General features: G+C 39.1%; 10 protein-coding genes. 4 read left to right on the plus strand and 6 right to left on the minus strand.

Translation table 11 applies throughout. The features are described 5' to 3' along the window. Positions 1-151: 151 nt before the first annotated feature. The 6 genes from HCG69_RS20255 to HCG69_RS20280 form a co-directional block, all read right to left on the minus strand. Positions 152-1132, minus strand: a complete 981-nt coding sequence (locus HCG69_RS20255; RefSeq protein ID WP_221651530.1) for a family 43 glycosylhydrolase — start codon at positions 1130-1132, stop codon at positions 152-154. Positions 1133-1194: 62 nt separating this feature from the next. After that, positions 1195-2181, minus strand: coding sequence for a family 43 glycosylhydrolase (locus tag HCG69_RS20260; protein WP_221651539.1), 987 nt, complete (start codon positions 2179-2181; stop codon positions 1195-1197). 18 nt (positions 2182-2199) lie between these two features. Next, positions 2200-5127 carry a DUF4982 domain-containing protein gene (locus HCG69_RS20265; protein ID WP_221651531.1) on the minus strand — a complete coding sequence of 976 codons (2928 nt, stop codon included), beginning with the start codon at positions 5125-5127 and terminating at the stop codon, positions 2200-2202. Between the two features lie 21 nt (positions 5128-5148). Continuing rightward, positions 5149-7122: a VCBS repeat-containing protein gene (locus HCG69_RS20270; RefSeq protein WP_221651532.1), complete on the minus strand. Its 1974-nt coding sequence runs from the start codon at positions 7120-7122 to the stop codon at positions 5149-5151. A 33-nt stretch (positions 7123-7155) separates the two neighbouring features. Next, the gene (locus HCG69_RS20275) at positions 7156-8163 is read right to left on the minus strand and encodes a glycoside hydrolase family 43 protein (RefSeq protein WP_221651533.1); all 1008 of its coding nucleotides are present in this window, start codon (positions 8161-8163) and stop codon (positions 7156-7158) included. Further along, positions 8160-12152, minus strand: coding sequence for a hybrid sensor histidine kinase/response regulator transcription factor (locus tag HCG69_RS20280; protein ID WP_221651534.1), 3993 nt, complete (start codon positions 12150-12152; stop codon positions 8160-8162). Before HCG69_RS20280 ends, HCG69_RS20275 begins: the two co-directional genes overlap by 4 nt. A gap of 508 nt (positions 12153-12660) precedes the next feature. Here HCG69_RS20280 and HCG69_RS20285 point away from each other — a divergent pair. The 4 genes from HCG69_RS20285 to HCG69_RS20300 all read left to right on the plus strand — a co-directional run bounded on the left by HCG69_RS20285 (position 12661) and on the right by HCG69_RS20300 (position 22600). Then, positions 12661-14442: a T9SS type A sorting domain-containing protein gene (locus HCG69_RS20285; protein WP_221651535.1), complete on the plus strand. Its 1782-nt coding sequence runs from the start codon at positions 12661-12663 to the stop codon at positions 14440-14442. Between the two features lie 74 nt (positions 14443-14516). Continuing rightward, positions 14517-18818: an FG-GAP-like repeat-containing protein gene (locus tag HCG69_RS20290; RefSeq protein ID WP_221651536.1), complete on the plus strand. Its 4302-nt coding sequence runs from the start codon at positions 14517-14519 to the stop codon at positions 18816-18818. A 337-nt stretch (positions 18819-19155) separates the two neighbouring features. Beyond that, positions 19156-21264: a hypothetical protein gene (locus tag HCG69_RS20295; RefSeq protein WP_221651537.1), complete on the plus strand. Its 2109-nt coding sequence runs from the start codon at positions 19156-19158 to the stop codon at positions 21262-21264. A 28-nt stretch (positions 21265-21292) separates the two neighbouring features. Next, on the plus strand, positions 21293-22600 hold the full coding sequence (locus tag HCG69_RS20300; protein WP_221651538.1) for an IPT/TIG domain-containing protein: 1308 nt from the start codon (positions 21293-21295) through the stop codon (positions 22598-22600). The last annotated feature ends 95 nt before the right edge of the window (positions 22601-22695 follow it).

Raw genomic sequence — 22695 nt, forward strand, 5'->3', positions numbered from 1 at the left:
AAGGGCAGGATTAGAGTTGCTAAGAATTAAGATGGTGATGGAACATGTCTTTTTCAACTAAATTGAAGAAGAACCATAATAATGTACACTTTTGCATGGTAATAATGTACACTCTTGCATATCCCTTGTCAAAACGCGTGTCGCAAGTCTCTTATTTGTGTTGTTTCACCATGCGGATAGTGCCGTCTTCATTGTGATATAACTTATCTACACAAATGGAACGTAGCCAATCGTGTTGTGACAAAGCACTGTTGTGATAAAAAGCAAACCATTGCCCTTTATATTTCACAATAGAGCCATGATTAGTACCACTATCTGTTGGTTCCATATAGATGCCCATGTGTTTCCAGGGGCCTAAAGGATTGTCACTAATGGCATAGCGCATACGGTTATCTCCTTTGACGCCATCATTCCAGTTGTCGTCATGATTGTCAGAATAAGAGAGGTAATATTTTCCTTTATACTTATGTATCCATGTAGCTTCGTGGAAGTCTACCAAACCTTCCATGACTTTCATTTCACCGTCCAGCTCCATCATGTTGTCTTTTAACTTGCCGCCTTTGCAAACTCCACCTCCGCCATTGTAGATGTAAGCCTGGCCGTCATCATCTATGAAAACACAAGGATCTATCAACGAATCCATTCCTTTAATATATCCCTGTACAGTAAAGTTGGCAGCAGGCTCTTTGCTCGTAGCTACCCCTATTTTCCAACTATTGTTCCAGTCCGTATCGCTGGGATGTGGGAAATAAAAGTAATATGTACCATTTTTATAAGCACAATCCGGTGCCCACATGAATCCGCCTTCTTTACGTCCCCATGGTACCTGGGAAGAATTCAGTATTTCACCATGATCTTTCCAGTGTACCATATCATCGGTAGAGAAGACATGGTATCTGTCCATCAAGTCGCATCCACGTGGTGGGGCTATGTCGTGCGAAGCATAAACATATAAACGTCCGTCGGCCCAGACGTGTGCAGAAGGATCGGCCGTGTACATGTGTGTGATAAAGGGGTTGGGAGCCAAACTATCGATTGTTGCTTTTCCTGCATTTTTCTTCTCGGAAGAATGATGAGAGGTTATGCATCCCGCGAATAATAAAGTGCATATAATATAAAAATACTTTTTCATAAATATGGGTGTCGATATTTTTTTGTTTAATAGAATAGAAATAATAGTTATTGTCACATACATTATTTGCGTTGTTTTACCATACGGATAGTGCCGTCTTCGTTATGATACAACTTATCTATACAAATAGAACGTAACGCAGGATTGTTGGATAAGGATATCGTGTGATAGAAAGCAAACCACTCCCCTTTGTACTCCACGATAGAACCTTGATTGGTAAAGCAATCGGAAGGTTCCATATAGACACCCATGTACTTCCACGGTCCTAAAGGGTTGTCACTTATGGCATAGCGCATGCAATTATAACCATTCATGCCATCATTGCCATTGGGCTCGTGATTATCAGCATAGGAAAGATAATATTTTCCTTTGTATTTATGTATCCACGTAGCTTCGTGGAAATCATCTAAACCTTCCATAATTTTCATTTCACCATCCAACTCCATCATATTGTCCTTCAGTTTACCCCCTTTGCAAGTTCCACCTCCGCCATTATATATGTAAGTCTGGCCGTCATCATCCGTGAACACGCAGGGATCTATCATTGGGTCCATTCCTTCGATATATCCCTGAACGGTAAAGTTGGCAGCAGGTTCTTTACTGGTGGCTACTCCTATTTTCCAACTATTGTTTGTATACGTATCGCTGGGATGTGGGAAATAGAAATAATAGGTACCGTCTTTATAAGCACAATCCGGTGCCCACATGAATCCGCCTTCTTTACGTCCCCATGGCACTTGAGAAGCATTCAGTATTTCTCCATGATCTTTCCAGTGCACCATATCGTCGGTCGAAAAAACATGATATCTGTCCATCAGGTCACAACCCTGAGGTGGATCTATGTCATGCGAGGCATAAACATACAAGCGGCCGTCTGCCCAGACATGGGCAGATGGATCGGCTGTGTACATATGTCGAATAAAGGGATTGGGAGCCAGACTGTCAATCGTTTCTTTCCTTATTCTGTTCGTTTTATTTTCAGACGAATGGTGAGAAGTCATACACCCCACTAATAATAAAGTACATGCAACATAAAAATATTTTTTCATCATAGTATTGTCAGGGAATTAATGTCTGATTTTTTTTGATTTAATTATGCTTTCTCCTGAGATTAACCCATCCGAACTCACTTTTACTTTTATCTTTCCCGGTTTAAAAGTAGTACGTACAGCTGCTCTCATAAGTCCTCCTTCTGCCTGTAATTCTGTATCTCCGGGGGCGTGATAGGATAATTCTTTACCTTCGGTAACATAGAAATTATAGGAACCTTTATATATACCTTCGCCTTCAACTTCAAACTTCAACAGGTTATCGGCCCATGGACACCAGTGTCCTGACTTATCGACTACTTTGGCTGTAACAATGAAAGCGTCGGAAGCATTTGCTTTCAAGATAAATTCTTCTCCGGAGGGTTTGGCCACAGGCTTCTCGATTGTAACTTCTATGGCATAGGGCTTATCGGAAGATTCTATTTTCTCTGAACAAACAGGGTATTTGTTCGTATCAAGACCTACGGCTTCTACGGTACCTGGTTCCCATTGGATATCTCTCCATGTACATTGGCGGGTTCTTTGATCTGGCTCAACAATACCGTACGACTTTTTATTGATAAATAGTTCGACGTAGGGACAATTGCTCCAGGCATCAATATTTTGAATACCTGAATAATTCCAGTGGCTTTGGAGTGCAACTCCCGGTTGCTGAGAATAGGGTACCCAAAGTGCTTTTTGGTAGATTCGGTACTTCAGTTTAGGAAAACGGTTTCCATCCATTGCGCATGAACCCAGGCTCTTCTGATTTTTCATTCCATTCAGATAGATTGTATAACCTTCACCGTAAGTTTCTACCAGCATCCAGTCAATCCAACCGCAAGCCTGATTGTCCAGATTATCGAAATAGTTTCGTATGTAATCCATTGAAAATTCCTTCTCGTTATTATAATCAAACCGTGCGATGCACCAACTCGGAAGTCCACTCCAGTTGGCACCATAAACCTCTGTGTTTAGTGACGGACGTCCTTTTACTTTTTCATAACGATTGGTATAACCAATCACAATGGGCTCTTTCTCATCCCATTCAGGAGGATAACCGTCACGATTAAGAACCAGCCGGGGTTGTATATAATCCCATGCTTTCACTTCGCTGAGAGTATGTGATGGTAGGTATTTATCTCCATCGTATGCCAAGCCGTTATTCGATTCCCAAATAACGACAGACGGATGATTACGGAAGGCCACAATCATTTCCCGGTCATACTCCCGTTTATATGTTTTGGCCGGCTCATTCTTTAGTGACCATTCTCCGTCTCCACTGTTTACAATTAGTAAAACCCCGTAAGCATCACAAGCTTTGAGTGCTTCTGTGAAAGGTGGCTGATGTCCTACACGCAATGTATTACCTCTACACTGGGCAATAAGGGCAATATCTTGCCATTGCAAAGCAGCGGGGACAGCAGCTCCTAATCCCGGATATATGTTTCTGCTTCCGAAACCTCGTAAAATACATTTTTCTCCGTTCACATAGCAGTAGTCTTCATCCCAAGTAATTTCTCTTATTCCAAATGGCTCGCTTTGGCTATCTGCTAATTTGCCGTTTACGTATACTTTATTCAATACCGTATACAAGTACGGAGTACCGGAGCAACCAACGGGGTACCATAAATGAGGGTTCTGAATAGATTCTGTACGATCAAACAACTTGGTTTTCCGGGCTGATACCTTTTGCTTGTCGGAGAAGGACAATACGGTGTGTCCTTGTTGATCCTGCAAATAAGTGCGTAACTCAATATCCTGCTCTTGATCCGTAGTGTTGTCAACATTCACCTGGAAACGTATCATTGCTTTTTGAGGTGTAGCCGATACTGTCCCCAAATAAGTACCCCATTTCTTTAATGGAGAATAGCGGTTGAATGGAATATGTATTTTATGCTTTTTGTGCATGTATATCGGGCAAACGATCCCACCCATAGCCTGTCCGAAGCCTTCATTCGTACCGAACTCCGGCCAGGTAAAGAATGTGTTTTTAGCGTTAGAGACTTTAATGGCTATCTGATTTTCCGTATCCCATTTTATATATTTTGTGATATTCACAACAAAGGGGAGGGCACTACCTACATGAGTGACTATACCCGGATGCTCTACTTGTGTGCTACCAGGGATGGCCTGTCCGTTAATAAAAACAATAGCCGCGAAGTTTATTCCCTGAAATTCAAGGAAGATTTCTTTATCCCGGTCTTTTTTGCTGAAGCCTATTTTTTTTCTGTACCAGGCTTCTCCTCTCCAGCAACGCTCACCTGTACTGGCATTCAAGTAGGTATCGCGTTCATTAAAACAGTGAGGAATGCCGACCGATTCCCATTGATCGTCTTTAAATGCCAAACCTGCTATTTCCTGGTCTGAATAATTGTTTTCGACCGGATAAATGGCAAGTTCGCTGATACACTTCGGTAACTCTTCATTCTTTTCAGACTGACAACTTAGAATTGTCAGCCTGATGTATCGACAGGATGCCGAAACAGGGATGGAGAGGTAGGTATATGTTACCTTTTCAAAATAACCTACTGTATTGTTCACATTGGATATGTCACCTTCTTTGTGAAGGTCACATGCTCTTTTTACTGTACCTTCTGCTATCGGATACCAATCTTCGTTATTAAGGCTGGTTTCCATTTTCACAGTGGCAAACCGTGTCTGATCTCCCTTGAATATTAGTTTGACGTTTTTAAGCTGTTTCTTTTCATGCAGATCGATGAATAGATGTTTTTCTGATGAATAATCTGCTCTCCATTCCGTATGAATATCATCGTCATTTATCTCTGACACTTTTTGCAATCCATAAAGAATACTTGCGTCCTTGGCTAAGTTTGTTTCTTGCCGGATTACTTTAGAAAATTTCCATGGAGTGTCTCCTAAATTAATGGATTGTTGCTCTTTTGAATATACATGTAATTGGGCGAACAGGGCAACGCATGCGAGTAATAAATATTTCTTTTCCATATAGTGAGAATCTGAATTGGGTTATAGAATAACGCACTTCTGCCTTTTTATAGTTGAATTTGTTTTGATCATGACGATATAGGTACCTTTTTCCTGTAAAGTGATGCTCCCGGCCTCCTGGATTTGATTCTGATACACAATGCTACCGTCAGTTTTGAATAGGGTTATATCTCCCGTTCCTTTGATTGAATAGTATACTGATTCTCCCTTGCTATGGATAAAGATAGCTTCTTCTTCCTGACTTGTGATTCCACTAACCTGGTCAATCGTTAGTGTGGATTTTGCAAAGAGGCTGCCTCGTTTTCCATTATCTATGGCCTGTACTCCCCATTCATATACACCATTGGATTCTATTTTTATTTTGTATGAACATTGAGTGAGCTGGCCCGAAATGCGACCTACTTTGATAAAGCCGGAAGATATATCTGCCGGTACCGTCATATAGCATGTCCCGGAATCTTTCTTTTTTAGATAAATGTTGTACTGTAATGCACTTTGAGGGGTGATGTCGTCAGTGGCGGGATCCCACGATAAGGAAAGCAGGTTAGTACCTTCTATCAAACTGGCTCTTAAATTCTGGGGTGTTCCCGGAGCTTCATTCTTGCTTACATTAGAGGTGTTTTTCCAGAGTTCAGTATTGCAACCCAAATTGCAAGCGTCTTTTGACCATCCTGAAATCCATGCATCCAGCCGGCCGTCATTGTCAATGTCGATCAGTTGTTCACTTCCATGGGTAACTCTCGGAAATGCCCAGCCGTAATTCTCTTTATTGTACCATGCTATAGGCTCAAAATTGAAATTCCCTCTGTTTATATAGAGCCAGGTGGTATGTTCGTAAGTTCCGTTATGACCACCTGCCAGCATATCGGCCCACCCATCATGGTTGATGTCACCGAATGAAAGCTGCCCTCCGTCTATGGGGAGCAGTTGTTTCTTCTCTATCTTTTCAAAGTTGCGGTTTCCTTTATTCTTATATATGTAGAATTTTTTTTGGTTGTTATTGAAATATACACCTGTCATGATAATATCTGCCCAACCATCATTATTTAAATCGCATACATCACATGAGGAGTTAGTGGTTGTATCAAAGTTAAAATCCGATTCTGTAAATGTACCATCTTGCAAGTTCCAATAAACATGCATTTCAGATTCTCTTGAATAACCATATCCGGTAGAAACGATATCCAGCCAGCCGTCATTATCCAGATCGACGAAACACACACTTCCGTCCGTCGTTCCATGAAAAGGTTTGTTGCCGTTTAGAGGTGTTTTCTGAAGTTCGAAAGATTCTCCTTTTATGTTTCTGAATAAATACACCACTCTTACTGCGTCTTCATAATCATCTCGATTCGATCTTTCTTTTTCATCGAAACCTGTGACGAGCAAATCGGTATATCCATCATTGTCATAGTCACCTGCCACTGCCCAATTGTGCCCTTTCCCTCCGGTTTTTCCATTGAATATGGGTATTAATCCTGATTCTGATACTGGTATCTCTTGAAACTTGTATGTGCCGTTAGTCTGTACTCCCTGGTTGATATATAAACGTGCTTGTATTGTTGAGAGGCGAGTACTCAAATCATTCCATTGGTAATTCCAATCACTTAGCCCGGGAATAAATAGATCCAGAAGTCCATCATTGTTCATGTCAAACCATACCGGACACGAAAAAGCGGTGGAGGCAAATGGAGAGGTTAGTTTGGTGAAGGTACTATCTCCGTTATTCTGATAGAAGCTTTCCTGAGTTTTCGTTGCACTGCCATGATTATTTTTATCACTGTAGAACAGGTCAAGACTTCCGTCGTTATTATAGTCACCCCATGCCATGTTGGTATATGTGGCATGGGCAAAGTCCAATGGATCTCCACCGACACTCAATAGTACAGGTTTTTCCATGTATTCAAATCTGACATTTTCAATGTCTCCTGGAGTCTGAGCATGTAATACTATGCTGAGGCAACTACTACATGCGATTAATAATAGTTTCAGTTTCATAATATAAAATTTAAGAGATGATTTTATGTATTGCTATTTCTTGAAGGACCATTCAGGTTTCCATTCTATGCTTATTCCCTCCGGATGGAAATTAATTGGTAACCAAATATATCTGGAATCTATTAAGTCCAGTTTATTCCACCTGTCAAACATTATGATATATTTATCTTTCTTTGGATCTACTGATATGGCAAATGTACTTTGTCCTCCAAATGACTTATTTGCATTCTCTCCGATACAGGGATTACCCATTGTTTTCCATTCGCCCAATATGGAGTCTGCGATTGCATATTCTGCTTCATTAGGGTCCCATCCACTACATCCGGAAGTAATCAGATAATATTTGTTTTGCCTTTTAAAGATGGCTGGGGCTTCTCTGTACTTTCCGGAAAAAGCAGCTTTATATATCTCTGTGTGTGTCAGATAATCGTCTGAAAGTAAATGGAAGAATAAAGTGGAGTTACCTTTGGTTGAATAGATATGGTATGCTTTTCCATCTTCATCTTTAAACAGGGTCATATCTCTACTTTCTTCTCCACCGGGACGGAGAGAGTGTAAATATTGGAAGTTTCCTGTCGGGCTGTCTGATATAGCCACTCCGGCTGCGGCCTTCGAATAATTATAGTTGTCAATATGCATCCACATCACAAACTTCTTTGTTTTATCGTTGTAGATTACCTTGGGACGTTCTATGACCATAGATGGATGGATGTCGGATGTCGGATCTGTCATGTCAGGTTTTAATACGATACCTTCAAACTTCCACGATTGCAGATTTTTGGAAGAGTAGCAGGCTACTCCTCCCGCCTCTGTCCTGTAACAATCCCACTCTACACCGGGTGCATGGTAAGTCGAGTCATTTTTGTATTCACCATACCAATAATAGGTTCCATTGTGATATAAGATTCCTCCTCCGTGTGCATTAATCATGTTTTGGTCTGTATCTGTCCATATTTCTCCTGAACGAATCGTTTTTGATGAACCACATGAGTAAAATACAATTAAAATCAGGCTTAATAGAAAAAAACTTGTTCCTTTCATCTTGTTAAATTTATGTTATAATCATTTGTGTTTGTCATCCTTTGCTGCTTCTCAAATTCTTTGGGGGTCATATTAAATTGTTTCTGAAATAATTTGATGAAATAGGAGGGGGAATTTATTCCGACAATGTAGCATACCTCTCCTGTACGATAGTGCCCTTCGGCTATCAGTTCAGAAGCTTTTTTAAGCCGGATGAGTCGGATAAAGTCGGTAGGCGATGTTCCGGAAAGGGCTTTGATCTTTCGGTGTAGGCTTGACCGGCTCATATTAGTAATTTCAGACAGGCGTTCGACACCAAAGTTTGAGTCTGTTATATTCTCCTCAATAATGCCAATGATCTTATTTATTAATTCTTCATCAGCTTTGCATAATCCTATTGAATGAGATGTAACGTAAGGCTTTTTGATGAATGCCTCTTTTTCTCTTTTTCTGTTTTCCAGCAGTGAACTCAGTTGGGTTATCAGATATTTGAATGAGAAAGGTTTTTCAATGTAAGCATCTGCTCCGGTTTCAAGTCCTCTGATTTTACTGCTCAAATCATTCTTGGCTGTTAATAGAACAACTGGTATATGACAATATTCAATATCTGTTTTTATTTTCTTACAGAGTTCGAAACCATCCATTATAGGCATCATAATATCTGTAATTACAATATCGATATTTTTTCTTTCAATAATATCAAATGCTTCGGCACCATTTGTCGCTTTCTCTATGGAGAAGCTGGAGTTCAGCTTTTCTGTCATAAATGACAATAATTCAATATTATCTTCTACAATTAAAATGGTCTCCTGTTTAGATGGCGGCTCAATAAAATCATCGTTAAACAAATCGATTTCTTTATCTTGTTTCAATACTTCACCTTTTGGTATAACTAACGTAAATATATTTAGATTATTTGCACTTTTGTATTTTAAAGTACCATGATGCAATTCTGCAAGTGATCGGGCTAAAGATAAGCCTATGCCGGAACTGGCATTTATATTTGCATTTTTTTTCAATTGATAGAACGGATCGAATATTTTATCTTCCATCTCAGAGGGTACTATTTCACCATCATTTTTTATTGTCAGATGGAAATGTTTACTTGTATCCTCAAGTTTTATGCTGATATTTCTATCTGAATATCGGATTGCATTTGAAAATAGATTATTCAAGATTTTGATGAAAGAACCCCGGTCGATCTGCGCATAGATGTCTTGTTCGGGCATATCAATCCCGATTATTCTATTTATAGATAATGCCATAGGCAGGAATTCCTGATAGACTTCATTGACAATGACTGATATATTACTATCAACAAGATTCATGGTGACTTTATTGGCATCGATTTTTCTAAAGTCCAGAATCTGATTGATTAAAGTAAGCAGTTCAGATATATTTTTCTGCATAAGCTGAACATTCTTTTTAATGTTGGGCTCTTTAATATCCATTTCTACTAATGATTCTAAAGGACCGTTGATTAACGTCAGTGGAGTTCGTATTTCATGAGCGATATTGGTAAAGAAATCAATTTTAGAACTATATAGTTCTTTCTCTTTTTCGCTTTCAAATAAACGTTGTTTTTCTAATGACTTTTTCCTATGTACATAAGTGTAGTATTTGCTTGCCAGATAAATACAGATAATAATTATAATAGCATAGCAAAAATAGGCAGTCCAGGTTCTCCACCACGGAGAGAGAATGATGATTTCAATGGATGCACCCTCTTTGTTCCACTCGTTATCATTGTTGCAGGCTTTTACAATAAATTTATATTTTCCCGGCGAAAGATTAGTATAGTTTGCACTTTGGCTATCTTTGGTATATATCCATTCTTTGTCAAGGTTTACCATTTTGTATGCATATTGGTTAGCGGTTGGACATGCATAGCTTAAGGCAACAAAGCCTAACTCAATACTATTTTGATCATGTTGTAATGTGATTGGTCCTGATTTCAGGAATTCGCTGTTCGTTTCCTTGTCTTTTGATTTGTTGTTCTTATAATTGATATATGTGATGTATACAGGTGGGATGAAGTGGTTTTGTTCCATCTTTTCCGGAAAGAAAGAGATGAGTCCTTCTGCTGTCCCGAAGAATAATTCTCCTGTGCTGCTGGCTAAGGCCGATTTATAGCTAAACTGGTTACTGGGTAGGCCATTGTTTGTTGAAAACATTTTGATACTATAATCCTGTGGGTTTAGCTGTATCAATCCATTGTTAGTTCCGAACCATAAATAACCATTTTTATCTTCTACTATTTTATATGCACTATCATCCGGTAGCCCTTCAGCTAAAGAAATTTTATGAAAATTGTTTTCTTTGCTGTTATATTTGCAAATACCTCCTCTGTCTGTAGCGAACCATATATCTCCGTTACTTGTTTCCGTAATGTTACTCACCGAATTGGAACTCAAAGAGGATTTGACATTAATTTGATTGGTATAATGCTCTGTTTTCTGCGATTCTTGATTGTATTTATATACGCCATTACCCATAGTTGCTACCCAAATATTACCATTAGAATCTTCAATAATATCATAAGTATAGCACAGACCGAATTCTTTTACATTGACAAACTCCATTGTCTCTTTATTGCCTTTATAAACTCCCCAGCCGTTCCCTAACCAAATATTACCATATTTGTCTTCACACAAGGCATAAATACTGGATTCATTCAATCTTAACTGATTTCCTGAATAATGTTGTATATTGTAGGTCTTCGAAGAAATAACATCCAATCCGTTTTTGAATAAACCAACCCAAATATTTCCATTAGTATTCAATAAGCTCAGAGTCTGATCAGATGTTAAATCTTTACTCATTTCTCTCCCTATCTTTTTGAATGTTTTCTTTTCCGGAGAAAAAATGTTAACTCCGGCATCTTCTGTCCCTATCCATATATTCTGGTCATTATCTTCAATGATTTCTCGTACACGTTTACTGCTGATTGTTTCTTTCCTATTCAGTGGGATGTAACGGGTAAATTTGAGAACTGACTTTGATAAATAGTTGATTCCTCCCGCATTTGTTCCAACCCATACACCCCCTTCCCGATCTTGATAGATTTTTCCCACCTGATTGTCCGAAAGTGAATAATTAGACATCGGATCATTGTATATCTTGAATACTTCGCCTTCTTCATTTAATATATATATACCAGACTGGGTACCTACCCATAATTGATTTCCTAATTTGGTGATGCAACGAATAATTTTATAGTGTATCTCCGGTGCATTTACATCAGTAACTGTATTTTTCCTTTTATGAATCTTGCGTAGTTTACCTTCGTGTATACCAAGAATCAGAAACTCACCATCATCTGCCATTGTATAAATATTTTCTCCGGCAAGTGTGTTGCCTTGTGTATCTCCAAGATATTGATTGAATTGATTGGTGTTTTTATTGTATAGATATACTCCTTTTCCATTTGTCCCTATCCAGACTCTGTTACTTTGATCTATACATATACTTTGAGGATTGCCATGATCCGGAACTGATTTTTTCCCAAATGCATAGAACATTAATTCTTTACTGTTTTGAAGATAACGGAATAATCCCTGATTAGGAACTACAATCCAGATATTCCCATCTTTGTCCTCTTTTATATCAGATATCCAGTCGGTCATGGTAATCCCTTCTGACGTTTGTATATTCATATAAGTGAATTTCCCGGTTTGAGGATTTAGTCTGAAAACACCATTATCAGTTCCTACCCAAAGCTGTTTTTCTTTATCTTCAAATAAGGAAGAGATGTTGTTATTTTGTTTTTGTGCTACATGATCATAACAATCAAACACTTTAAATGTATTTCCATCGTATCGGTTGAGCTTATTGCGAGTTCCAAACCACATAAATCCATTACTATCTTGAATGATTGCTTTAACGTTGGTCTGTGATAATCCTTTATCTCTACTAATAATATTAAAATAGTAGTTATTCAAAGCATATCCAGACATGTTGAACAATAACATCGAGAGAAGGATGAAAGTGTTGAATACCGGCTGTTTCATACCTTTTTATTAATTAAATTATTGGTGCAAACGTAGCCATAAATAAAATAATGCCTGGTTCAAAAAATAGCAAGTTAGTCGTATCTGCGATTGAGTAATGGTTCGTACGGGTTTCTTATACACGGATGCGTTATAAAATGAAACCAACGTATTATTTTTTTTTGTTCCTGTTTGGGATATACTTCTATTTTTTTACCAGAATATGTTTTGGGGTTTCGAATGTGTTGTATAGAAAAAAAGCCTTGTGACCAAATTGTTATTTTTTGAAATAATCGTGCGATGTAAAAAGAAAAGGAAGCCATACTTTTGTCAACAGTGAAATTGTTAAAGATGATTGGCTCTGAACAGGGGATTCCGGGCAATATCTCTGTTTTTAGTAAACAATTAAAATGGAGTCTGTTTTTAGCAAAAAACCAAGTATGTAACTATGAAGGCTTCCGGAAAATTAAGAGCCGAAGTAGTTGTAATCTTGGGTCACAAATAAATGTTTAATTTAAATTATTTTACAATGAGAAAAAACACATTACTTATTGGGGCTTTAGCTCTTTTAGCAACAGGTCCTGTACTGGCTCAGGATTTAGTGATTGAAACAATGAAAGGGAATGAGAACATTGAGCTGGTTCAAGATGCCATCTTTGATATTGTTTATGGTAATGTTGGGCAGACAAGCAACATGACCATTGTTGGTTTGGGAGAGGTTGATTTTGGGGCAGATGGAGATGCCTATAAAGCTACTGGAGTAGAATTTGCACAGGGATGGGGCGATTTTGGAGTTGAGAGATATGTAGTTCTCAGTGCTGGAGAAACATCGGAAACGGCTGTCCCGTTTACAGAAATGTTAGTTGATAGAACCTATGGTTACCATTGTTTTGAAATGTTTGCATACAACATGAAAGAAAGTGAAGATTTTGAACGCCCAATCGGTAAGCAGAAGGTTTGGTTGACTTTCCGTTTGGGGAATGGAAATTTACGTTCTGTGAAGTTTTATCAGGAGGCCTTTGCGGAAGCAGACGAAGGTGTTCAGCCATGGCCAAGTGAATTGCCTGAGTATAAAGAAAATGCTACCATTATTGGCGCTTCTGAATTTGTGAGAGCTGTAGCTATACCGGAAGATCCGGATGTAGTAGATCCTTATAAAGATACTAAATATGATGGGAATAGTGATTGTTGGGGTGGTGTAAGAGAAGGCTTTATCGCTAAGTCTACTGAAAAAGTTGATTTTGGGAATGGAGAATTTCAACAATTAGTTGCTTTTGTCGGTCATGATGGTGAAAGATACAGAGAATATATGGAGTTCTATATTGATGAGGTGAAACCTGAAAATATGATTGCAAGAACCTGGTCGGGTATTAACCTGCAAAAGTGGAATGATTTTACTCCAATCGCTACTCAACTGAAAAAAGTGACAGGTTCTCATTATCTGTTTGTAAAATGGGGAGATGCTACTAATCTTCATAGAATAGATTTGGTGAAAGAGCCGGTTTGGTTTGAGAATCCACAATGCGGTATTGTTTTTGAAAACGTATTGCCCTCTGAGGAGGCTGTGGTATATGTAACTAAAGGAACCGGTGAATCAGGTGGCGACTCAGCTGCAGGTGAGATGGAATGGAAAGTTGTAGTTGCAGGTAGTGCTACTGCCCGTGGTGAAGGTAACAATATTGGTTTTACTTCCAATGGTGTTGTGGTTTGTTATTATGATGTTGATTTCAAAGATGGTGAATACAAAAGAGTAGTCATTAATCACTCTTGCGATAAGAATTGGTTAGGCACGATTGATGAGGCTAACTTCTCCCTCTATACAGATTTGGATGATATAAAATGGGGTTACATAACAAATACGGAAGAGTTGAACGCGGCACTTGCCGATCATGAACCAATTGCCAAAGTCAGAGCCCAGGGAACGGGAGCGTGGAGTATAAAAGAGGGTACTGCCGGACTTCTGAAAGAGGTTAAAGGAGTACAAAACCTATATATTGTTTACAACTTACCTCAAAGTGCCGGAGCCAACATTTATGGTCTGTATCTGGATCCGAATGTAGGTGAAACGACAGGTATTAAATCATTAACATCCATTAAAGGGTTGGATATATACTCTGTAAACGATGAGGTTATTGTGAATTCTGCAGAAGAGGTAAATATAGCTATCTATACAGTAAATGGTGTACAAATAGCTAATAAGAGTTTACCAGCCGGTACTACTACAATCAGTAACTTTGCTTCTGGCTTGTACATATTGAAAGCTGTCAACAAACAGGGTGCTGTGAAAAGTACTAAGTTGTTGGTGAAGTAAGATAAATAATAATTTAACTAACATGGGGGTGTCTCGTATACGGATATGGGCATCCTCATTTTTTATCTAATAACATGAAAATAAAAGTAATGCAAAAACACTTCATTATTGGAATGTTTTGTCTCATTAATGCTTTGGTTATAAATGCTCAGGAGTGGCAAATAAAGAAAGCTCCCATGATGACTCCATGGAGTGAAACAATGGATGTCAATAACGTACTGCCCGAATATCCGAGGCCTCAGATGGCAAGAAAAGAGTGGATGAACCTGAATGGCATCTGGGATTTACGAAAAGGTGTAAAAGGAGAAAACTACGATCCGAATTTTACTTTTAATCAAAAAATATTAGTTCCTTTCCCAATAGAATCAGCTCTTTCCGGAATTATGGAAGAGAGTAATAGTCAATGTTATTGGTACAAACGTATTTTGAAGATTCCTGAAGCCATGAAAGGAAGAAATATACTGCTTCATTTCGACGCGGTAGACTGGGAAACTATTGTTTACATAGATGGTATTAAAGTTGGGAGCCATACAGGGGGATATGATCCTTTTTATTTTGATATAACTTCGGCTCTTAATGAGCAGGAAGAACATGAACTGGTTGTTTATACATACGATAATACAGGTGGTGAAGGACAGCCTAAAGGTAAGCAAGCATTGAATAAATGGGGGTGCTGGTATACTCCGGTGAGTGGTATCTGGCAGACGGTATGGTTGGAACCTGTGAATTCAATTCACATAGAATCTCTTACGATACGTCCTGATGTGGATAACTCCTGTTTGAAGGTTAGCGTGAGTGCCTCTCTGACTACCGGCGTATCTGTAAATATCAACCTGTTGGATAAAGCAGGCAATAAGGTAGCTACTATGGCAGGTGGTAAAGTGGGCCGGATCTTGACATTACCTATTGAGAATCCTCATTTATGGTCAGTGGATGACCCTTATCTTTATGATCTTGACATAACTATTATAAAAGATGGTGTTCAGACCGATGCGGTAAGCAGTTATTGTGGTATGCGTAAAATAGAGGTCAAAAAGGTAGGCGAAACTCCTCGTGTCTTCCTTAATGGAGAACAGATTTTTCAGATGGGACCACTTGATCAAGGCTGGTGGCCCGATGGTTTATATACCGCTCCGAGTGACGAAGCACTCTTGTTTGATATAAAAGCCATGAAGTCTTTAGGCTTTAACATGATTAGAAAGCATATAAAGGTGGAACCCGCCCGTTGGTATATGCATTGTGACCGGGAAGGGATTTTGGTGTGGCAGGATCTGCCCAGTCCTAATCTGCCTTCCGGATACGAAGATTTTGCTAAGAAGACATTTCAAGAGGAGTCGGTAAGGATTATTGAGGCCTTTAGAAATCACCCCAGTATTATCCAATGGATTGTATTTAATGAAGGATGGGGGCAATTTGATACAGAAAGAATGACTCAAATTGTACAAGGTGTGGTTGGTCAAACTCTTGTTTGTTGTGCCAGTGGTTGGAATGATGCTAACATAGGAGATATCAAAGACTCTCATAGTTATCCGGACCCTTCTTGTCCGCTTGACCGAAACCGTGCAGCAGTTTGCGGTGAGTATGGTGGCATTACCTTGAAAGTACAAGGACATGTTTGGCCGGGAGGTGATTTCCAGTACACAACTGTAGAAACCGGAGGTGATTTTACTGTTTTATTCAATCGTTTAGCTGATAAAATAAAGGACTATTATTATTATGGCTTGAATGCGGCTGTATATACGCAATTATCCGATGTTGAAATTGAGAGAAACGGAATATTGACTTATGATCGTCGTGTTCTGAAGCCTTATTCTGCTACCGGGGAGTTGAAAGCAAAAATCGAAGAGTGTATTAACATGCCTCGAAGTGAAGTGAAAGTACAAACTATCATTTCCACGTCTCAAGAGCATAAATATAAATGGAGATATATAACGTCTGATGATGTACCCCGCAGATGGTTTGCCAAAGAGTTTGACGACCGTGCATGGGCACAGGGAGAAGCTGCTTTTGGAAGAAGTGCTTTATGGAACACGAAAGATTTGATCTCAACTCCCTGGAATACTTCTCAGATTTATATGCGCCGTTGGTTCTATCTGGGTGCAATTACTCCGGAAATGGTAGAAAAAATGCGTTTCAAGCTTTATCATGATGACGATATCCATATCTATATCAACGGCGTATGGGCAGCATCGAAGAAAGGTTCTGTCTCCAATTATATTCCTTTCGATATTTCTTATGAAGCCCGGCAGACATTGAAACCGAACAGTTGGAATTTAATTGCTGTGGAAGGCAGACAGGGAAGTGGAGAGCAGATAATGGATTTGGGTATTTCTGTTTTCTCTACGGAAGATTTTAACTATAAGGAAATATATGATGATTTGTCCGATCCGGAATATTCAGAAGTCACTATACCCGGTAATCCGGTTGAGCCCATTTTTACCAAAGTGAGTAAACCTGTTCCTGCAGAACCTATAGGCAATTCCATAATCAAAGGGCAGTTTTATCATACAGCGGACCGTTCGAATGTAGCGTGGGGCGATTATGACAATGACGGTTATCTGGAGATTGCTTATTCCGGACAAAATGTACACATTAAAAAAGCTTTAGCTCAACAGGTTTCTGTATTATATGATTATGACGGTAAAGAAGGTTTTGCCCGTCTGGAGAGTCCTTTTGATGTTTGTTATTATGCTTGTCCGGTTTGGTTCGACTATAATAACGATGGTCTGATGGATTTATTTGTTCCCGGTTTGAAGTCAATGAATTATACAAGTAATCTCGAAGATATAGCTGCATTCTTATATGAGAATAAAGGAAAGGGTCAAGACGGACAATATCTGTTTGAAGAGGTAAATGCAGCTAATCTGACAGAAAATAAGATGGGTATTACTCCGATCTATAACACAATGGATGGCGGACGATCGCGTCAATGGGTTTCAGTGGGCGATTACGATAAGGACGGTTATCAGGATCTGGTTGTAACAGGGCTGGATGACTACATGGATCCCGATGGCAAGGTAGATGAGAATGGGGTTCCCATTGTGCATCATGACCGGCGTGTTGTTTATCTTTATAAAAACAACAAAGGGAAGGGATTTATCAGACAAGAAGTTCCATTGGATGGGATACAACCTTTTCCGGGTTTGTCAAGAGGATCTGTACATTTTGGAGATATGGATAATGATGGTTGGTTGGATATCGTATCTTCCGGTTATGGGCCAGGTGAGGGTAACTTACATGTTTATTGGAATAATGGGGATGGTACTTTCTCTGAGAATGAACAATATCTGTATGGGGCCAATGATTCTTCTTGTTCGTTGTGCGATTTAGATGCCGATGGATATATGGATATTGTAGTGACGGGTTATTCCCGTAATAAAGGTTCGGGGGCAAAGTCTTTTTATGTATACCGAAATTGTGGAAATCGTAATTTTGAAATGCTGAACGATCTTTTCTGTGGATTTGAAGGTGTAGACGGTGCGACTCCTTCCTTTGGAGACGTTAATCACGATGGTTTGCCCGATATTCTGGTAGGCGGACATGGAGAACAACATGCCATTACTACCTGGCTTTATGTGAATAAAGGAGACTTCGATTTCAAAGTTTGCGGGGCCTATTATAATACAGGGCAGGCTTGGACTTTCGATCGTATCAGCCACGGTAACAACCATCTGGTAGATTATAATAATGATGGTTATCTTGATGCATGGAATATGGGATGGGCACAGGATAACGTTTGTAGTCGAGGTTGTGCTACCCAACTTTGGCAGAACACCTCTTCGACAGCGGGTATCACACCCAACGAGGCCCCTTCTGCTCCATCTAACCTCAAGAGTTCTTATAATAAAGAAACGGGTATGGTTACTTTCTCCTGGGATGCTTCTGTGGATGACGTAACTCCTTCGAAAACATTGCAATATAACCTTTATGTAAAGAAAACCGGATCGAAAGAGTTCTTTATGACAGTTCCTGCCGATTTACAAACGGGATTTATCAAAGTAGGTGAAATCTCGGGGCAGATTACGGCTACCTCTTATTCAATGTATATCGCAGATGAAGATGCAGAATATGAATGGGGAGTACAAGCTATTGACAATGGAAAAAGAGGAGGAAGGTTTGCTTTTTCTTCTTTTAATCCGTTGGCAAGTAGCGTGTGCGAGAATACACTTCTTGATTTATGTGTGTATACAGCTAATGGTAATATTTATTATAACGTAGGAGATAAAACTCTTCTCGAAATTATAAATACATCTGGTGTACAAATTTTGCGGACGATAGTAAATGGCAACGGGGTATATAGTGGTTTAGAGAAAGGGGTATATCTGGTATCTGGTATTATAGGGAAATTATCAAGAACTTTTAAACTCGCCTTATAAAGCTTTTAGTTAATGATGCTAATTGATCTATATATGGCATTATAAATAATACTATTTAAGTCATTGTTAATATGCTTTTTAACAGTGGCTTAAATAGTATTTTAACTCACTGTTAAAATGGATTGTTAGAAATGTGGATTTAAATTATTAACGGGAACTATTATTGATGTATTCGTTTCATAAAGTAATATAGATGTTGTAGAGGGTTTCTTTGAGCGTGTGTTTGGGACGAAGTTTATATTTTTTGCGTGTATTTTGCAATTTTGAGAAACATGAACCGCCTATCTTTGACTTAACGAAATGGAACGATTGTTAATTTTAAATTCAACTTATATCTATGAATAATTTAAAATGTCTATTTAAGTATTCGCTTTCTATCTTATTTATTCAGATGGCCTTTTTGGGGAACACTTATGCAGGTATTAAAGAAAAAACTACTATTGGAAAATGGAGTATCAATTTAGACAAAGACACCAGACTGGTGAACTTGTTGAAGAATGGCGTACCTATTCTGAATGATGTGTCTGTCAGGTTCAATAATTCTTCTGTTTATTATAATAGTTCTGAATATACAAATGTGACTGTTGCAGAAGAAAATGTGGTAGATGTAATAGGCACAGCTCGTAAATTCGCTATACAATATAAGAAAGAGGGTGCTCCTACAATAGATCAGATTTTTTATGTATATCCTGAAGAAGACTTCTTCATGACCGAAGTTTATCTTACTTCTGTTACTGGAAAAATGCTTTCCACCAATTATATTGCACCGCTTTATACCACTTCCGATAATCAATTCTTACCTCAAAGTGCTAATAACCGTTTGCTGTTTGTCCCTTTTGATAATGATGGCTTTATAACATATGGCTCTTTGCCGCTGTCTCAGTCTAAATCAATAGATGCAGTGCATTCTCCCGGGCCATTAGCCCGCGATACGATCTCTTTTGAAGTTACTTCTATATTTAATGGAGATACTCAGGCTGGTCTGGTTCTTGGTTCAGTAGAACATGATACGTGGAAGTCGGCTATCCGAATGACCGGATCACGTAATAATCGAAGCATTACTAAATTAGAATGTTATAGTGGAGCAAGTCACTCTGCTACACGGGATGAAAAACCGCATGGATATCTGAAGAAAACAACGGTGAAATCAGCTAAAATGTTCGTTGGCTTTTTTGATGACTGGCGTTTGGGAATGGAGAAGTTCGGAGAAACGAATGCGGCTATCGTTCCGAAACGTGAGTGGACCAAAGGTACTCCTTTTGGATGGAACAGTTGGGGAGGAATGAGTACGCATGTTAATTATGAGGGCGTCCTTTCCGCATCCGATTTTGTGAAAGAGCATTTACAGGGTAAAGGTGGTTTTGGTGCGGATGGAGTTGTGTTTGTAGGCTTGGACTCTTACTGGGACAATCTGAACTGGGAGCAACTCGAAGACTTTGCCCGGCATTGTGTTGCTAATGGGCAGATACCGGGGATCTATTGGACGCCATTCAATGACTGGTTTCCCGACAATGAACGGGATATTGAAGGTAATAATGGCTACAAGTATAGTCAGTCTCATCTGAAAGTGAATGGGCAGAAACGGAAACTGTATGGTGCCGGTTGTATGGATCCTACAGCTCCGGCTACGCTGTCGAGGATTAACTTTTTCATTGATAAGTTCAAGGCTGCCGGTTTTAAGTATCTCAAACTCGATTTTTTGACTGCTGGTATGGTGGAAGCCGATAAGTATTACAATAAGGACATTACCACCGGTACACAAGCTTTCAATTACGGAATGAAGCATCTGCGCGAGCGCTGCGGTGATGATATGTTTATCGTAGAGTCTATTGCTCCTCTTTTCCCGTATCAATATGCCAATGCCCGGCGTGTGAGTTGTGATGCCTGGGGTGAAATGTGGCATACCAATTATATGATGAACAGTTTGTCTTTTGGCTGGTGGCTGGATCGGGTATATGCTTATAATGATCCGGATCATCTGGTAATGGGCGATCGTAGTGAGGCAGAAAATATGTCTCGTATTACTACGGGAGCTGTAACCGGCTATTTTATGATCGGAGATAATCTGACTACTAAAGGAAGTTATGTAGGAACGGAAATGTCACAAGAAAAGGTGAAAACTTATGCTGTGAATGAACGAGTGAACGCAGTGGTCCGCCTGGGGAGATCTTTTAGACCGGCATATGGACATAAAGTGTCAGGCTCCAACCGTTCGGTCGATCTGTTTACTTTGGAAACTGAAGACGCCTATTATATTGCTTATTTCAATTATGATGAAGGAGTAAAAGAGGGTGAGTTAACTTTAAATGATCTTGGGATTGATCCGGAAAAAATATCCGGAGGTATTGAATGTTGGTCAGGAAACAGAGTAAAAGTACAAGAGGGAAAACTGTCTTATAACCTACCCAAACACCAGGCTGAAATATATCATTTGTATAAAAAATGAATAGTTCTAAGTACTAAAAAATAATAATATGAAAAAGAGTAGTAAAATTAATTTTTTCACTTCCCTGTTAATGTGTCTCTTCCTGGCAGGGTTCTCTTCATGTAAAGATGATGAGAACAAAAAGAAGGAATATGATCCAAATCAGCCGATCATATTAACGGATTATTACCCGAAAGAGGGAGGGATTGCGACTCAAATGATCATTAGTGGTGAGAATTTTGGCACTGATGTAAGCAAAATCAAAGTGTATTTTAATGAAGCAAAAGCGGCTGTAATTCAAAGTACAGGTGATAAGTTGTATGTAATCACTCCGCGTAAACCGGGGGAAGATTGCGTGATTACAGTTTCTATTGGCGGTGATAAAGCGGTATTTGAAGAACATTTTACTTACCACATCCAAACAACTGTAACTACCCTTTGTGGGGTAAAAGGGGCTCCTGGTGTACAAACAGGTAATATGGCTGAGACTCAATTCCCGTATGTAACTTATCTGGCGATTGATGTGGATCATAACTTATTTGTTTGTTGCCGCGAAATAAACAACTATTATGATCAAAATAAAGTGGTGTTAGTGAATGAACGGGAAGACAAAAGCCAAATTTTGATTCCGAATACAGGGGCTCCCCTCAATCAGCCTTGTATATCCGAAGATGGTAAAACCGCATTTATTCCAACAGATAATGGAAATGATTATTGGGAACTTTCATCGGATAATATGTGGATTCCGCGTAAATTGACTTTGCGTAAGTCAACGGAAGACTTCTCTATTGACTATAAACACTCTTTTTCCATGTGTAAGTATGATGGATTTATGTATACACGTGCTAAAAACGGAACCCTATTGAAGTTTGATCCGAAAACCGGTTATGCTCAAGTGGCAGCTACAGGATTGATGAATGGTAGTGATTCTTATATTTTGTTTAGTCCTCAAAAGGGGGAAGAACATATTCTATATTTGGCTTATACGAATGCACATTGCATTTATACCTATAATCTTAAAACAGGTGCACATAAATTATTTGCCGGAATGATCAATACGCCAGGATATGCCGATGGTCCCTGTGAGTATGCTCTGTTTGATACACCTCGCCAAATCATATTAACAGCAGAGAATGATTTATTCCTGGCCGATTCGAATAATCATGTGATAAGAAAAATAACACAAGATGGAGTGGTGAGTACAGTAATCGGACAGGCAGGCATGACTGGGAATCAAGATGGTACTCCGGAGGTTGCCTTGTTTAATGAGCCCTTTGGTGTAGCGGTAGATACTGATGGAACAATCTATATTGGTGATTCTAAAAATCAGAGTATACGTCGTCTTGCTATAGAATAGGAATTGAGATTTTATAAGATAATAGTTACTATGTTTGTAAACACTGAAAACCAACGCTCGTCGGGACGGGTGGTCCCGCCCCTTGCCGCTGGGCG

Source organism: Bacteroides sp. K03 (assembly GCF_019734355.1).
GTDB classification, from domain to species: domain Bacteria; phylum Bacteroidota; class Bacteroidia; order Bacteroidales; family Bacteroidaceae; genus Bacteroides; species Bacteroides nordii.

Coding starts and splice junctions, on each gene's coding strand:
- HCG69_RS20255 (WP_221651530.1), bottom strand. CDS start 1,132: ATGAAAAAGTATTTTTATATTATATGCACTTTATTATTCGCGGGATGC.
- HCG69_RS20260 (WP_221651539.1), bottom strand. CDS start 2,181: ATGAAAAAATATTTTTATGTTGCATGTACTTTATTATTAGTGGGGTGT.
- HCG69_RS20265 (WP_221651531.1), bottom strand. CDS start 5,127: ATGGAAAAGAAATATTTATTACTCGCATGCGTTGCCCTGTTCGCCCAA.
- HCG69_RS20270 (WP_221651532.1), bottom strand. CDS start 7,122: ATGAAACTGAAACTATTATTAATCGCATGTAGTAGTTGCCTCAGCATA.
- HCG69_RS20275 (WP_221651533.1), bottom strand. CDS start 8,163: ATGAAAGGAACAAGTTTTTTTCTATTAAGCCTGATTTTAATTGTATTT.
- HCG69_RS20280 (WP_221651534.1), bottom strand. CDS start 12,152: ATGAAACAGCCGGTATTCAACACTTTCATCCTTCTCTCGATGTTATTG.
- HCG69_RS20285 (WP_221651535.1), top strand. CDS start 12,661: ATGAGAAAAAACACATTACTTATTGGGGCTTTAGCTCTTTTAGCAACA.
- HCG69_RS20290 (WP_221651536.1), top strand. CDS start 14,517: ATGAAAATAAAAGTAATGCAAAAACACTTCATTATTGGAATGTTTTGT.
- HCG69_RS20295 (WP_221651537.1), top strand. CDS start 19,156: ATGAATAATTTAAAATGTCTATTTAAGTATTCGCTTTCTATCTTATTT.
- HCG69_RS20300 (WP_221651538.1), top strand. CDS start 21,293: ATGAAAAAGAGTAGTAAAATTAATTTTTTCACTTCCCTGTTAATGTGT.